We start from the raw sequence: 14,748 nt of genomic DNA, 5'->3' as shown, positions 1-14,748 counted from the left end.
GGGTGTTTATTATGGTTTCTATAATAACGACAGGTGGCTCCTTAGGTATTTCACATTATAATGAAATTAAAAAAATGAGTAGCCAAAATGGTGTACTTACAGTAAGAAATAATGGAAAGGAAAACTGCCTTACCGCGGGACGCTCGCTAGCAGAACGGTTTATTATTGTTTTAAATAGCACATGCTTAGGATCGCTCAGTTTTATTAAAGGTTTATATGCGGCGTTAGAGCATCGAGAAGCGAAAGCTATCGAGTGCTTTAGTGCTGCATTAGTGAATATCTATGGCGAAGGTGTTAATGATATCGTAAATACTCATTTGAATGTAAAAGGGAAAATTGAGCTATTCGATATCTCTACAATTATTGATAAAGTGACAAAAGCCAAGTCCTCTTACAGAGAGTGTGATGATGGTGATAGGGAAATAGAAGGTAAAATAAAATTATCATTCGCAGATTTTGATATTTCTCATGTAAATAAATGTGATTCTGATTTGTTTGATTCGTTATCGAGTAAAGTCGATGGGTTAATCTCTAACATTGGAGGCCGTAACCGTTTTAATCCAGAGAGTATGCATTATTTGAGAATGGTACTGATGGATTTTATTACGTCAATGCCAGCATCATCAGACACATTTATGTCGCTCGTCTCTAATATAAAAAACGATGCAGTTATTCCAGATTATCATATTAATGAGATTAATTTAAATAAGAGAACAGGATTTTATATTACAGCCGAAAATATGAATACTCTTCTTAAAGGGACTGGGCTTCTGAAAGAAGAATTGTTGCTTTCGGGAGTTCAAGATGCGTGCCGCCATCAAGTCTACGCCGCTCGTTTTAATGAGGGGGTCAGGGAGAACGCAGACACTGCAAGTAGGAAACCGCCTTCTGTGTCGCCAACTCTCCTTAGACTCGATATAGAAAGAGCAATGGTGTCGTCGCAGCCATCACCATCATCGATGCAGTCACCACCGCTTCCACCATCACCATCATCACTACTAGCGCAGCAATCGCCGTCGAAGTTTTCTTCGCTGCCGCTACCACCACCACCTCAGATACCACTACCTCCTCGGATGCCACCACCACCATTTGCAGCATTAAATGCCGAAGCTAAACCTCATAAGTTAAAAACAGCAATAAATAATCAAACAAAAACGCCAGCAAAGCCGGAAGGTTTAGATTTAATGTCGGAGCTAAAAGCGCGTCAGGCAGGAGGATTAAAAAAGATTCCGAAGGCGAATGAACAAGCTATAGGTCCACAGAATACGCCAGAAGTTAATTTGCTCAATTCTATGTGGGATAAAATGCAAGCTATAAGGCCGGCGATTGCTGGCAGTGACAGTGAAAGTGAAGATAATGAAAATAAAAATGATAGCTCATGGAATGATTAATTGTGAGGTATGACTATGAGTCAGTATATAAAACAGCAAATTTTATTTTTGTCTAAGCAGTTAGGAATTGATGTATTTCTGGATGATAAACAGCAAGCTATATTACTTATTGATGGTGTTCATCCTATTTCTATTCGTTTGGTTGATGGCGTGTGGCAGTTTCATGCAATGATTTGCTATGCCAGTGATGTCATGGACTCAAACGGAATTTATAAAAAAATTCTTTCAGTGAACATAAGTGAGCAGGAATATGGAGGCGGAGGGTTATGTCTTGATGAATCAGCAAATGCGATATTGTATATATTAAATCCTACCTGCAATGACCATGCTGAAGACTTATATAATAAATTGAACGGATTCGTTAATCGCGTAGACGCTATTCGCGAGATGGTTCTATAGGTGAATAAGTGAATAGATTTTAGGTGGATCTGTCGCATTAGCGTAGTGAAGTTAGCAAAAGTGGAGCTGCCGGTTATTTAGGCAGCCAACAGATAAAATTGTTCCGCAGGTGACAATTCCTCATTTTGCGGATGTTGATATTGTCCTTTACGTATCATGTGGATCAATTCGGTGCCAGCAAGGAGCGTCTGTGCCCGCCGGAACGATTTGAATCCCAGCATCAGGTGTATCCGACGTTTTATATTCCGGTGATCTTGTTCAACCAGATTATTCAGATACTTGTTCTGCCTGATAGTAATGGTTTCTTCTTCTGGTTTGTCGGCGTTGAGTGTAGTTAGCGCTGCCGTGTTGGCACCACTTTTATCAAGGGTCACCATCTCAGGCTCGCCCTCTGGTGTTGAATGGCTTTGCGAAAGAAACGCAGGGCTGCGGCGGCATCCCGTTTGGCGGTCAGCAGAAAGTCGATGGTCTGGCCTGAAGTATCCACCGCGCGGCACAGATATTTCCACTGGCCTTTGATTTTGATGTAGGTTTCGTCCATGCGCCATCAACGCCCTATTGAACGTTGGTGTCAGAGGAAGGCTTTATCCATCAAGGGCACCAGACGGATGACCCAACGGTGTAGCGTGGAGTGGTCAACTATAATACCGCGCTCTGCTATCATCTCCTCGAGATTACGCAGGCTGAGGGCATAAGCGAGATACCAGCGAACACTCTGGTCAATAATATCGATGGGGGTAATGCAGGCGACGGAAGGCTTTTCGGATTAGAGGCATGGGTAGGCAACATCGTAAAAAAAAACAGCATGTTACCTGACGACGCCTTAATGCGACAGAACCTAATAAAAATAGCGTGATCATTAGTGCCTAATCATACCCCATTGAACGCTCAGTGTGACTGACGGGACGTTATAAATACATTAATAGCGTTGTTAAGTTCAGCAACAGACGCCAGAACCTGCTTAACCCGCTTAATCACTTCATCGACATCGGGTGCATTTTCACAGTATTTTTCCAACTCACGACAGTATCTTTCAGCTTTGGCAGCACCCATTATCTGCGCTGCACCGGCCAGGCGGTGAAGGGTATGGGGTAGGCTTGCCCAGGCTTTGCTTTCGATTAATATATGTAATTGCTGAATGTCACGAATGTTCTCATCATGGGTAGTACGCAATAAATCACGTAGCAGTCCAGTATCTTGTTGCGCCAGTTGCTGAAGGGCGGTTAAGTCGATGAGGTCTTCCAGTACTGCGCCTGGTTCTTGTCTCTGTTGAGGCTGACGAGATATTTTATTCAGTTGTATTTCTAACTGCGATAACTGTAACGGTTTAAACAAACAATCATCCATCCCTGCGGCCAGACAGCGTGCCCGCTCTTCAGGCTGAGCATTGGCAGTTAACCCCAGAATAATTAGCGGTACTTGTTGCTCTTTACGCAGGCATTTTGTCAGTTCCAAACCATCCATTACAGGCATACTACAATCGGTGATAATCAGTTCAACATGACTCTTTCGCCATAGTTGTAGCGCTTGAACGCCGTTTATTGCTTCAATCACATGATGCCCCAAAAAAGAAAGCTGACGTTTGAGCAAGAGTCGGTTAGCTGAATGGTCATCAACTACCAGTATGGACAATGGTCGAGCATCGTCTACCGGTATGCTCGCCATTTCAATGGGTTCAATGGCGTACTGACGATGTTCTACCGATATTTCTACCGTAATACGCGTTCCACGACCTGGTTGGCTGAACAGCTCAATAGTTCCTCCCATCATGGACACCAGTTGGGCGCAAATCGATAAGCCCAGGCCTGTGCCCACCTGTTTCTTCCCAGCATCGGATTGTTTATAGGGACTAAATATTTGCGGCTGATCATCTTGCGGGATACCTACGCCAGTATCATTGACCACCAATTCAAGCATTACCTGTTGGTCACTGCCGGATAAACATTTCACCTGTATATCGACAGAACCTTGCTCGGTGAATTTGATGGCATTACTGACCAGATTAAACATGATCTGATGCAATCGTATTGGGTCGACATAAATCTCCTCCGGATGCAATACATCAATATCACATGTCAGCTCTAAGTGTTTTTGTCGTGCCAGTCCCATAAATACCGGAATTACCGGTGAGAATAGTTCATTAAATTTCATCCATTCCAGAGTTAACTCCAGTTTACCCGACTCAATTTTGGCTATGTCAAGTATATCGCCCACCAATCCCATTAGCGTATGGGCAGATTCATACGCCACTTGGATAGATTCTTCTGTTCCAGGATGTCCTTTATTGGTTACTGCCAATTCCAACAACCCAATAATAGCGCTGAGAGGTGTGCGTATTTCATGACTCATCGTGGCGAGGAACGTACTTTTGGTACGGTTAGCCTGTTCAGCATTTTCCCGTGCAGCAGAAAGTTCTTTTATTAAAAATTCGTATTCTGTCATGTCTTGCCAACTGCAAATCAATCCGAGCAACTCTCCATCACTCCTTTTAAATGGCGTAGACTGATGCAAAATCACTCGATCTTCTACACCATTACTGAGGCGATAGCGCTGAGGGGCACTCTTCACTGGCAAGGTTCGCACCTGCGTTAACGCAAAATTAATGATGAAAAGAGGGTGTTCCCGGGATGTTAGGGGCATAGTCGCCAGGTTTTTTGTTTCCTGTATAAAAAACTCATCCCATGCCTGATTATGGCTGAGGATGTTTCCCTCTAAATCGACCACATAGGTCGGCATGGGCGTGCCGTTGAAAAGCGTTTCCCTCAAGGTGGATTGTTCTTGCAGTTTTAGCTGGATGCTGTGCCGCGTCCGAACTTCTTTGCGCAGATAGTAATTCCAGACCAGCGACGTACTGACCAATACGAAGAAAATACCGGTCAGCCAATAGAACTGGGCACTATAAATTGTCCAGGTATCCAGCTTGATTTTGGGCGCGCCCTGCCACTTATTGATTATCATCGAGATTTCACTGGGTGGGATAGCGGCTAACGCCTTATTTAAAATACTGTAAAGCTCGGGTTGGTCTCGCCGTACCGCAAAAGAGATCAGCGCATCATCCTTACCCAGGCGAGACACTACTTTCAAATCACCCCGAAAATAATGGTCAATCATATAGTTGGCGCTAATCAAATTACTTATAGCCCCATCAACCTTCCCATCAATTACCAACTGTAGGGCTGCGCTGGTATTTTTAGCTTCCAGGAATGAGACGCCGGGATGCTGTTCTTTTAACTGTTCTTGAAACTGGTTGTTGGGCGTAATAGATAGCCGCATTATTCCGTTGACCAACGTGGGTGCCGAGGCGGTGTTTTTAACGACTAAGACAAAGGGAGTGGACACATATGGGTGAATAAATAGTAATAGTTTATCACGTGCGTCACTGTAAGTGAGGGCAGCAATAAAATCGCCTTTACCGTCGTTCAACATTTTGATTGTATCGATGATGGAGGCAGATTGTACTGTTTTAAAATTCAGGCCGGTACGCAGGTGAATAAGACGGATGATATCAGCAGCGACACCGTGGAGTTTCTCATTTGGATCGAATACGGTAAAAGGCGCATAGAGTGGGTCAACCACTGCGCGTAAGTCGCCGTGCTGGGTCAACCAGCGTTTCTCTTTCTCGGTCAAAGCGAGAGGTGCGCTTATCGACTCTTGACTCCACTGCCGCAGAATCGCCTTATGCTCTGCGGAGGGAATAGCTTTTAGTACCGTGTTCACAACACGCTGCAACGTTTGCCCGTCAGACCTAAATACAAAACGGGGGCCACTTTTCTGTGCAGGAAAGATATCAGCGACTGACATCATATTGGCGTAGTTACGCTGGATCAGGAAATTGGCCACGGTCTGGCTGCCAATAAAGTAATCATTTTCACCGATAGCGACAGAAAACAGTGCCATAGCTGATGATTCATAGTGTGTAATTTTTGCGTCAGGGTAATAAGAGAGTAGCCACTCGTCCCCCAAGGACCCTTGCAATAAAGCAATACGTGTACTCGTGCTCGTCTTTGCCTGCGGAAAGTATGAGGCTTCACGGGAAACCAGTGCCGTAAGGTCAGGCATAAAGGGAGTACTGCTAAGGTGTTTTGTCAATTGCTCGCTGGAATCATCTATCAGCATATCGACTTCGCCTTTATTCAATGCTTCTAACGCCGCATTGCTGTCAGGGTAATGCAGTATATTGGGCCTCAACCCCAAAGAATAAAAAACCAGCAGACTATAATCGACAGATATGCCTTCAACGGTGTTCGGTGACTGAATGATATTGAACGGTGGATTCCCAGGCCCATAGATAGCAATATTCACATCCCGCTTGGTTCCTAACCAACGCCAGTCGCTATCACTGAGTTTGAAGTTAACAGGCGCTGATGTTTCCCGACTGAATAGCACCATCGGCGTTGGTTCAACACTGGCGGGCAGGACTACCACAGGCCAACATAAGGTCAGGAAAAACAGAATCAGCACATTGCGCATAGCGGGGTATCAATCGATGTTGTTACGTTGGGAGAAATCATACAATTCCACCATATTTTTCAACTCTAACTTTAGCATCAGACGTCGTTTATAGGTGCTCACAGTTTTGTCGCTAATTTGCATTTTCACACTAATATCGACCACTTTTATCCCTTTAACCAAAAAACGTAACACCTGAAGTTCTTTATCGGATAACGTCGAGATTTTACTTTGTCCATTCTCCTCAATGGACCCCGACATTGCGACTTTACGTGATTGATCTCGAGGGTAGTAACCGTAACCCCCTTTGATAGCACGCATAGCATCAGTAAATCCCAACAAGTTGTTGCGTTTACTGATAAACCCATCGGCACCGGCGCTGGCACAGCGTTTTACATAATGCTCATCATCCTTGCCGCTAAGCACCAAAATACCGCCCTCATAGCCCCTGCTGCGCAGACACTTCACCAAGTCAATCCCATTTAGAGAGGGTATGTCAATATCTACAACAATAAAGTCAGGGCAGAGTTCTTTAGCCAATGAAAGGGCTTTCAACCCATCATCAGCCTCCCCGACGATACTCATATTGTCTTTTTCAAGCAGCATTCTGACAGCCAGTCTGGCCACCGGATGATCATCTACAATCAATACATTATTCATATAATCACCTGTAACCATCTAACATGGCTTTTTCCAATCATAAAAACTCATCATTTTTGGTATATCACAATAATATTGTAGGATCTGTCATATGATTGAGTAAAATTGTGTTAGCGGAGCTAAGCAGTTTTTACTAACTTGCTGAGATTATGGCATGTGCCACCTCCGCTCTGTACAAAATAGTGTGTGCTTGCATGACATTCCCAACGCCGCGGTGTTCGCGGGAGGGTGGAATGCGGTTGAAAAACTGTTAACAGTCCAATGAGCAAGTCATGTAAAATGGACTACCGATGACCTATAATGCTACAGACATAGCATTAACCACTAATTTTATCAATGCCTTACATTGTAGTCTTTCCCTGTCATCAATTACATCCCTGCCTTTCAAAACATACATCCTTATCTGATATTTTCTTTTTAAAAAAAACGTCATAGTTATGTCACTGTCTGAGTAGGGGATCACCGGACTCTATTCCTTGATAGAAAATTTCTGATAGTGATGATTGAAAAATAGATCTCGGCATTAGGCTATTTGACCAGGAAAAAAGAATAGAAAGGAGGGGGCTGCCAATTCACGGTTTAGGAACTCAGTTAGGTGAATATCGCGGAGAAAGGCTGAAAAGGACCGATTCTTACTGCGCAAAAGTCATTTTCCTTAGCTGTGAGGTAATGCAATATAGGTAACCAACTCATGGGGCTACCTGTGGGGACTGGCGCAATACCTGCCAATATAGTCTTTGTGTGTTGAAACGTCGTAAACTTCAGCATCTGTCATGATGGGCGTTTATTTACTCTGTATAGGCTGGAATCAATGGTGGCGGTATTCTGATGAAAACAATAAATGGCACACCTATAACATTCTGTGGGTATACAGTTCAATATTTTGGAGTACATTTAGTCCACATTTTTTACTTTTGTGTATAGCCCACTTTGGTTTTTATATGGCCCGCTTTGTTGGGAATAAAGGCGATATTTATGTTCGTGAATAAAGAGTGTTACTGTTTGCCTATGGGTGAGTAAACGCTGCATTGTATTTGAATAATTATCTGTAATTCTAAATGAGTGAGATAATCTATGCATGATGTTATCATATTTAGCAATTGTAACTTGATTCGTTTTTCTTTGGAAAAAATAGTCGATAATGTCCTTGCAGGGAAGTCAGATAGAACTGATTTTTCTATTAAAGTGTGTTGTTCACTAGCTGAATTCGAATGTGCGATATTATCATCAATTAACCCGATAGTTTTTTTTGATATTGATAACGTATCTATTTCAGAAAAGTATCAAGTTTGTAAATTTATTGGAAGAAAGGTAAAAAAAGGGAGTGTTGTATTTTTCTCTAAAGAAAATGAATTTCCGGTGATTGGTGTTTTTTCAAAAAAAATAAATTTAATTTTTGTTTGCAAAACAGAATCCATTGTAAAAATAGAACTGGTGACACATTATTGTTTATTTTCCACTGATGTTTTTTTAGATATGACTTTCCCAACTAACACCAACATAAAGACTAAGAGTCATTTTCTAAAATTAACCAGAAGGGAGGAAGAGGTTTTGCCATATTTATTATCAGGTATGCCGAGTAAACGTATCGCAATGGAATTGGGGGTTAGTGTGAAGACACTAAGTGCGCACAGAATTAATATTTTCAAGAAGTATAATGCGACAAGTTTAGTTAATCTTTGTTATAAATTAACTAACTAACTAACTAACTAACTAACTAACTAACTAACTAACTAACTAACTAACTAACTAACTAACTAACTAACTAACTAACTAACTAACTAACTAACTGATGTTAAGCATTATTATATGGAGTGGCGCCGGCGGGTCTGTATTGTTAATATCTTTGTTTTTTAAGTGTTATCTTATAATCTTTTGGCTCGGTGATGTATATGATCACTATTTTACTTATCATAAAATGTAGAATGATGACTATGAGTGATTTTAGATGGGGTATTAGTCTACTCTTGTTACGGATACTACCATGGATGAAATTTATAAAAAATCATGGTTGTTTTAATCCATATTAAATAATCACTCCTAATATATTTAGCCATCATACTTACACCCCCTACTTCCATTTTGTCAATATATTAATTCCTCAATTAAAGGCTAATTACATTAGGTTGTTAATGTGGGTGTTTGTTAATATTTTGATATACACACGTTTCCTTTTGTAAAAGAAACGTGTGTAATTAAATCCTCAGTGAAACTATTCTATACGTTTTAGTCTTAATTTAATATCTATTTCCCCTATCAAACCTAACTTTCAATATGAAAGTGTAACTCATCGCGCGAGCATTACATTTACATCCTATAAAAACATAAAGCATAAATTCACTGGATAGATGTGTATTTTTATTTTAAATCACTGCTTTTTGTACGGTATGTACATACTTTAGATGAGTGTTCCTACAAAAACATCCTTATTTCTTAGGTTTATTTCTTGGTATTTTACGCGATTGATTATAAATGTTTATTTGTAACTTATTTATTGAGTTAATCCAGAATTAAAATCTGCATTTTTTTGTTTTTATTGGTATTTATTACTTATTCTTGTTTTCTTTATGGATTTTTATGTTTTATTTTGAATTTTTATGAATGTATTCTTTATACATATTAACACATCTAGTATGTTAGTCGGGAAATAATGACTTCCAGTAAAAATCACATCTGTGAATTCATGGCTTCTTTATATTATCCTTTGTTTTTATAATCCGCCGCTTACAGTGGCTTTATTTTTATATCAAGGAATTAAGAATGAAAAAGTTAATATTAGCTGCTCTGGTGGCCGCTTCTTTCTCTGCGCCAGTATATGCAGCTCCACCAGGTACTATCCGTTTTGAAGGTGAAATTGTTACAGGCGCATGTGGTATTGATGCTGATTCACTGGATCAGACTGTTAACTTGGGACAAGTTCCTAGCCATATGTTCAAAGCCATTGGTGATCGTTCTACCGCAGTACCATTCGAAATTGTACTGACTGACTGTGACACGACGACCTCTAAAAATGCAACTGTAACCTTTACGGGTACTGGCCATGCAGAGAAGAGCGCTATCTTGGGTGTTACCGGTGCAGCCACGCATGTAGGTATTCGTTTGCAAGGTGGCAGCAATGAATACTTAGATTTGGGTACTGTTTCAAAACCAACTCTGCTGAGTAATGGTGATAACCATCTGAAATTCTCCGCAATGTATGAATCAACTGCTGCAAATGTAACTGCTGGTGATGCAGATGCAACAGCTCAGTTTACTGTGAATTATCTTTAATAATACTGTCTGTTGCTAATAGAGGGGGACCCCCCTCTATTAATCGGGAAAAATATGAAAAATTATAATTCATATAGGTGGTTATTCTATTTACCTTTATTTTCCTTTGAAGTAATAGGTGTGGAATTCAATACGGAGTTTTTAAAAATTGGCGATCAAGGCCAAGTTGATTTATCACAGTTTAGCTCAGGCGAAAAATTAGCTCCTGGAAATTATCTTGTTGATATCATTGTAAATAATAATTATGTTACACAACAACAGGTTAATTTCTTGGAGAATGCTTCTAATTCTAAGTCACAACCTTGTCTACCTAAAACACTGGTTGAGACTTTTGGATTGAAATCTGATTATGTCTTGACTCTACCTGAGCAATCTTGCTTGACGCCAGATAAACTGCCCGGAATAACGATTAATTATCATAAAAGTAATGGACAGTTAAAAATTACAGTTCCGCAGTCATTACTCGAGTATTACGATAAAAACTATACACCACCAGAACAATGGGATAATGGCGTTGCTGGTTTGATGCTTGACTACCGTTTTATTGGAAATACACGTCAAGATAAGCATGCAGAGCGGATCAATTCATTATCATCTTTTGGTACTGCTGGGGCGAATTTGGGTGGCTGGCGTTTGCGTGGGGATTATCAGTTCTCCAACTATAGTGATAATAATGGCAATCAATCTTTAGGCTTTAACAATATCCATATGTTTCGGCCTCTGCCATCGATTAAGTCCTTATTAACCATGGGAGAAACTTTCCTTTCTTCTGATATTTTTGACACGGTAAGTTTCCGTGGACTTAAACTGGCCAGTGATGAACGTATGCTACCGCCAAGTTTGCGTGGGTATGCCCCACGAATTACGGGTATCGCCAAAACGAACGCGAGAATTACTGTTAGCCAGCTAGGGCGAACAATTTACATGACCACGGTTCCTCCTGGCCCATTTAGTATCCAGGATATGAGTAGTGCGGTTCAGGGGGAATTACAGGTCACTATACAAGAAGAAGATGGGTCAAGTGAGCAATTTTCAGTCAATACATCATCGGTACCTTTTCTCACTCGACAAGGGCAATTTCGTTATAACACTTCGGTAGGTAAACCGACAAATGTTGATAGCCATGCTCAAAAACCTGTTTTTGGTATGGGGGAACTGTCCTACGGGATAACGAACACCTGGTCAGCATACGGTGGGTCTATTTTAGCCGAAGATTACTATTCGTTAGCGTTCGGTATTGGCAAAGATCTTTACCAATTTGGTGCTATGTCTTTTGATGTTACGCAGGCCCATGCCACCATTGAAGATAAGCAGTTAGTGGGCCATTCGTACCGATTAAATTATGCTAAACGATTCGATAGTCTCGATGCGGATATTCATTTTTTTGGTTATCGCTTCTCAGACAAGAAGTTTGTATCACTTAATGAATTCACCAATACAGTCAATAGCGTGATTCAAAGAGATAATAAAGAAAGCTACTCTATCGTAACAGCGAAGCAATTTGGCGAGTACTCAACCTACCTATCATACACAAATGATACGTATTGGAATGCGGAATCCGCTAAACGTTTTGGTATATCGCTCAGTACACGGATTGATGTCGCCCAATTCAAGAATATATCACTCGACATATCTCTTTCCTATAATAAAGATCATGAACGCGATGATGTTATTAGTTATTTAGGTATTAGTATTCCTCTGGAAGGCCAAACGCGAGTTAGCTATAACCAGCAAACCGGCGATGGTCGCTTCAATCCGACGGTCTCATTGCGCAAGAATCACGGTAAAAATGATTATTATCAGTTAACGGCGGGCAGTACGCATAATGACCCGATGGTGAGTGGCTATTATCAGCACAAAACTGATGCTTATAAACTTGGTGTAAGCGGCAGTAATGTTTCGCAAAGTTACAATTCAGTGACCGTTAACTTTAGTGGCTCGATGGTCACCACTCCGAAAGGATCTGCGTTACATTCTTCAGGGAGTGGTGGAAATACTCGACTACTGGTTGATACTCATGGCGTATCAGATGTGACTTTTAATAATGGGAAAAATCATACTAATAAATATGGCTATGCAGTTATTGATGGGGCATCTGCTTATGAAAACTTCGAAGCACGCGTTGATGTCAATAATTTACCCAAAAACGCAGAGTCGAATGCGCCTATCAGGAGTGTTGTATTAACGGAAGGGGCTATTGGGTATGTGCCTTTTGAAATGAACAAAGGCAGTAAAATATTAGTTCTCCTGAAAGGAGTTGATGGTAATCCATTACCATTTGGTGCAGAGGTGACAAATGAACAGACAGGAAAGAGTAATGCCATCGTGGGTGAACAAGGACTCACTTATTTGATTGGCGTTAACCCGGATAGCCAATTAGTGGTGCGTTGGGCTGATCAAAGCTGCTTGATCGTATTACCACCGGCCTTATCAGAAAACACCTTTTCCCCGCAATCTGTAATATGCCGTAAGGCAACTTAATAAACGAGTATGAGACTATAGAAATGAATGTGAAATTGCAGTATTTACCATTATCAATAATTATGTTGTTATGCTTTCTTTGGGTCAGCAGTTCTCAGGCTGCGCTGGTATTAGATCGAACCCGAATTATTTATAAGGGTGATGCTCAGTCTGTTAGTGTCACCCTGACGAATAAAAGTACATTGCCTTATATTGCCCAATCATGGATTGAAGACAGTACAGGACAGAAAGTTTCTTCGCCATTTATTGTATTACCGCCTTTACAGCGTGTTGAGGCGAATGATAAGAATGTTGTAAGAGTTACTTTATTACCTAATAACAAGCTGCCTTCAGATCGTGAATCTGTTTTCTATCTAAATATTAGGGAGATCCCCCCTAAAACGGATAAAAAGAATGCATTGCAAATTGCACTTCACTCTAAAATCAAGTTGTTTTATCGTCCAGCGACAGTCATTCCTCCTCGCGGCGAAAATGTGGCTTCTAAATTACTGATTACTTCTCAAAGTAATCGACTGAGTATAAAAAATACAACACCGCTGTATGTTACTCTCGTGGGGATCTCTGTGTGGGAAAGTAAATTACCCTTAAAATTTGAACCTAAAATGTTAGAGCCTGGCGAAAGTATTGATGTCTCTACCGATTACCCAATCCGTGGGAAGATTATTTTATCGCATGTGAATGATTATGGTGGTCAGCAAGAAACATTATATGACTGTACTGGCTCGGTCTGCGTAAGTAATGATAAGCAGAGATCATAATGAACCGATTCTATCTTTTGGCATCCTTGATCCTCTTATTGTATTTTCCCCCCCAATCGGCTTGGGCGTTAGCCTGTGTCCGTACAGATGGAAGCGGGCTGCAACTAAGTGAAAGTATTGGTTCTACCGTTAAGGTTTCGTCGGCGGTGCCGGATTATACTGTCATATGGCGCGGCCCCGAGCGTAGAATTTCAGCGCGTTGCTATCGCGATAACAACATTCGCGAAGTTGAGCACATTTCATTTTATGTTAATCCACTAAAGATCAATTCACTTGCGTGGGGGATTGAGTTTGGTATGCGTGTCAATGGTATCGACCAATGGCCGCAAGGCGGTGGTGCTCAGGCAGGTATTGATACGGGGGCCATTATTCCAGAGTGTAATCTGGAAATTAATCTAGCATTATGTCCTGATGCTAATTTTTATGTCAGTTTCCAGCCAATTATACGTAAAAGAGGACTGAACCCCTTTTCTCAGACCCCAGATAACAGTTATCCCTTATATCAACTTGATGGGAAATATGGACTAAATGGTGCTCGTGAAAATTTCAATTATGTTATTACGGATCTAAATCTGATTACCGCAACGGATTGTACCATCGATGTGACGGTGACGCCTTCACCTGGTGTCGTCGATTTTGGCACTATACAGAAAAACTCAACAGGTCTTAATCCTGCGGTACCTAAACAGTTTTTTTCGCTTATTTTAGATAAAAAGGGTTGTGAGACACCCATTAAAATAAATGGCTTTCTGACTACACCGAAAAGTCGTGGGGACTATATACTCCCTGAACTGGACAGTGGTTTTGGCATTAAAATTACAGAGTTAAGGACGAATACCCAAATACCCATTGCAAAGTCTTTTTTCATTACTGATTTTACTGCACTTGATACTCAGGATGAAATTCAGTACAGCGCGGAGTTGGTTCCATTAGGTGAAGTCAAAGTCGGACCATTTTCTGCTACTGCGACCATAGAAATTCTGTATCTTTAAGTGGATCTCTATATTTTTGTATATCATTAAAATTATTTTCTATATTCTAATATCTTAGAATACAGTGTGGATTAAAGGCCATAAATAATACACGTTGAATATGTCAAAGAATAAATTTAAACGTCTATAATAGTTCAAGAAGACCGGTGGTAATCCCCTTATCAAACAAAGCTGGGGGGTATTACCTTTACCCCGCAAAAGGATGGTTATATCTGGCTATTGTCATGGGCTTATGTTCAAGAAAATAGCCAGTTGGGCCTCTCAGATAAACCAGATAGCGTCTTGGCTACCTGCGCGTTAATGTTAGCGGTAAATAAACTGGGGCCAATAGGGTCAGTGGTGTTCTAT

9 protein-coding genes and 1 pseudogene are annotated in these 14,748 nt (G+C 40.9%); 7 read left to right on the top strand and 3 right to left on the bottom strand.

Annotated features, from left to right (window positions below; genetic code table 11):
• Together YALDO0001_RS18235 and YALDO0001_RS18230 are read left to right on the top strand one after the other, a co-directional pair.
• The coding region (locus YALDO0001_RS18235; protein ID WP_217283969.1) for a hypothetical protein at nt 1-1,391 on the top strand (1,391 nt) is incomplete at its 5' end.
• Between the two features lie 15 nt (nt 1,392-1,406).
• Nucleotides 1,407-1,790: a CesT family type III secretion system chaperone gene (locus YALDO0001_RS18230; RefSeq protein WP_004705399.1), complete on the top strand. Its 384-nt coding sequence runs from the start codon at nt 1,407-1,409 to the stop codon at nt 1,788-1,790.
• Between the two features lie 77 nt (nt 1,791-1,867).
• Here YALDO0001_RS18230 and YALDO0001_RS20440 read toward each other — a convergent pair.
• From YALDO0001_RS20440 to YALDO0001_RS18205, 3 genes and pseudogenes are all read right to left on the bottom strand, one after another.
• Nucleotides 1,868-2,331 (bottom strand): annotated as a pseudogene (locus YALDO0001_RS20440) (IS6 family transposase).
• 347 nt (nt 2,332-2,678) lie between these two features.
• Nucleotides 2,679-6,260, bottom strand: a complete 3,582-nt coding sequence (locus YALDO0001_RS18210) for a transporter substrate-binding domain-containing protein (RefSeq protein ID WP_004705396.1) — start codon at nt 6,258-6,260, stop codon at nt 2,679-2,681.
• A 9-nt stretch (nt 6,261-6,269) separates the two neighbouring features.
• Nucleotides 6,270-6,899, bottom strand: a complete 630-nt coding sequence (locus YALDO0001_RS18205; RefSeq protein ID WP_042840501.1) for a response regulator — start codon at nt 6,897-6,899, stop codon at nt 6,270-6,272.
• Between the two features lie 1,074 nt (nt 6,900-7,973).
• On the opposite strand from YALDO0001_RS18205, the gene YALDO0001_RS18200 reads away from it, so the two are divergent.
• From YALDO0001_RS18200 to YALDO0001_RS18180, 5 genes are all read left to right on the top strand, one after another.
• Nucleotides 7,974-8,600 (top strand): LuxR C-terminal-related transcriptional regulator, encoded by a 627-nt coding sequence (locus tag YALDO0001_RS18200; RefSeq protein ID WP_004705391.1) that lies wholly within the window; start codon nt 7,974-7,976, stop codon nt 8,598-8,600.
• A 1,059-nt stretch (nt 8,601-9,659) separates the two neighbouring features.
• Nucleotides 9,660-10,169 (top strand): fimbrial protein, encoded by a 510-nt coding sequence (locus YALDO0001_RS18195; RefSeq protein WP_004705388.1) that lies wholly within the window; start codon nt 9,660-9,662, stop codon nt 10,167-10,169.
• A 54-nt stretch (nt 10,170-10,223) separates the two neighbouring features.
• Nucleotides 10,224-12,650, top strand: a complete 2,427-nt coding sequence (locus YALDO0001_RS18190) for a fimbria/pilus outer membrane usher protein (protein WP_082168212.1) — start codon at nt 10,224-10,226, stop codon at nt 12,648-12,650.
• Between the two features lie 23 nt (nt 12,651-12,673).
• The gene (locus YALDO0001_RS18185; RefSeq protein ID WP_042840499.1) at nt 12,674-13,408 is read left to right on the top strand and encodes a fimbrial biogenesis chaperone; all 735 of its coding nucleotides are present in this window, start codon (nt 12,674-12,676) and stop codon (nt 13,406-13,408) included.
• On the top strand, nt 13,408-14,400 hold the full coding sequence (locus YALDO0001_RS18180) for a fimbrial protein (protein WP_004705385.1): 993 nt from the start codon (nt 13,408-13,410) through the stop codon (nt 14,398-14,400). The genes YALDO0001_RS18185 and YALDO0001_RS18180 overlap by 1 nt, the downstream gene beginning before the upstream one ends.
• Nucleotides 14,401-14,748 lie beyond the last annotated feature (348 nt).

Origin of the sequence: Yersinia aldovae ATCC 35236 (genome assembly GCF_000173735.1) — a bacterium.
Lineage (GTDB): Bacteria > Pseudomonadota > Gammaproteobacteria > Enterobacterales > Enterobacteriaceae > Yersinia > Yersinia aldovae.
This window is presented reverse-complemented; position numbering and strand designations above follow the sequence as displayed.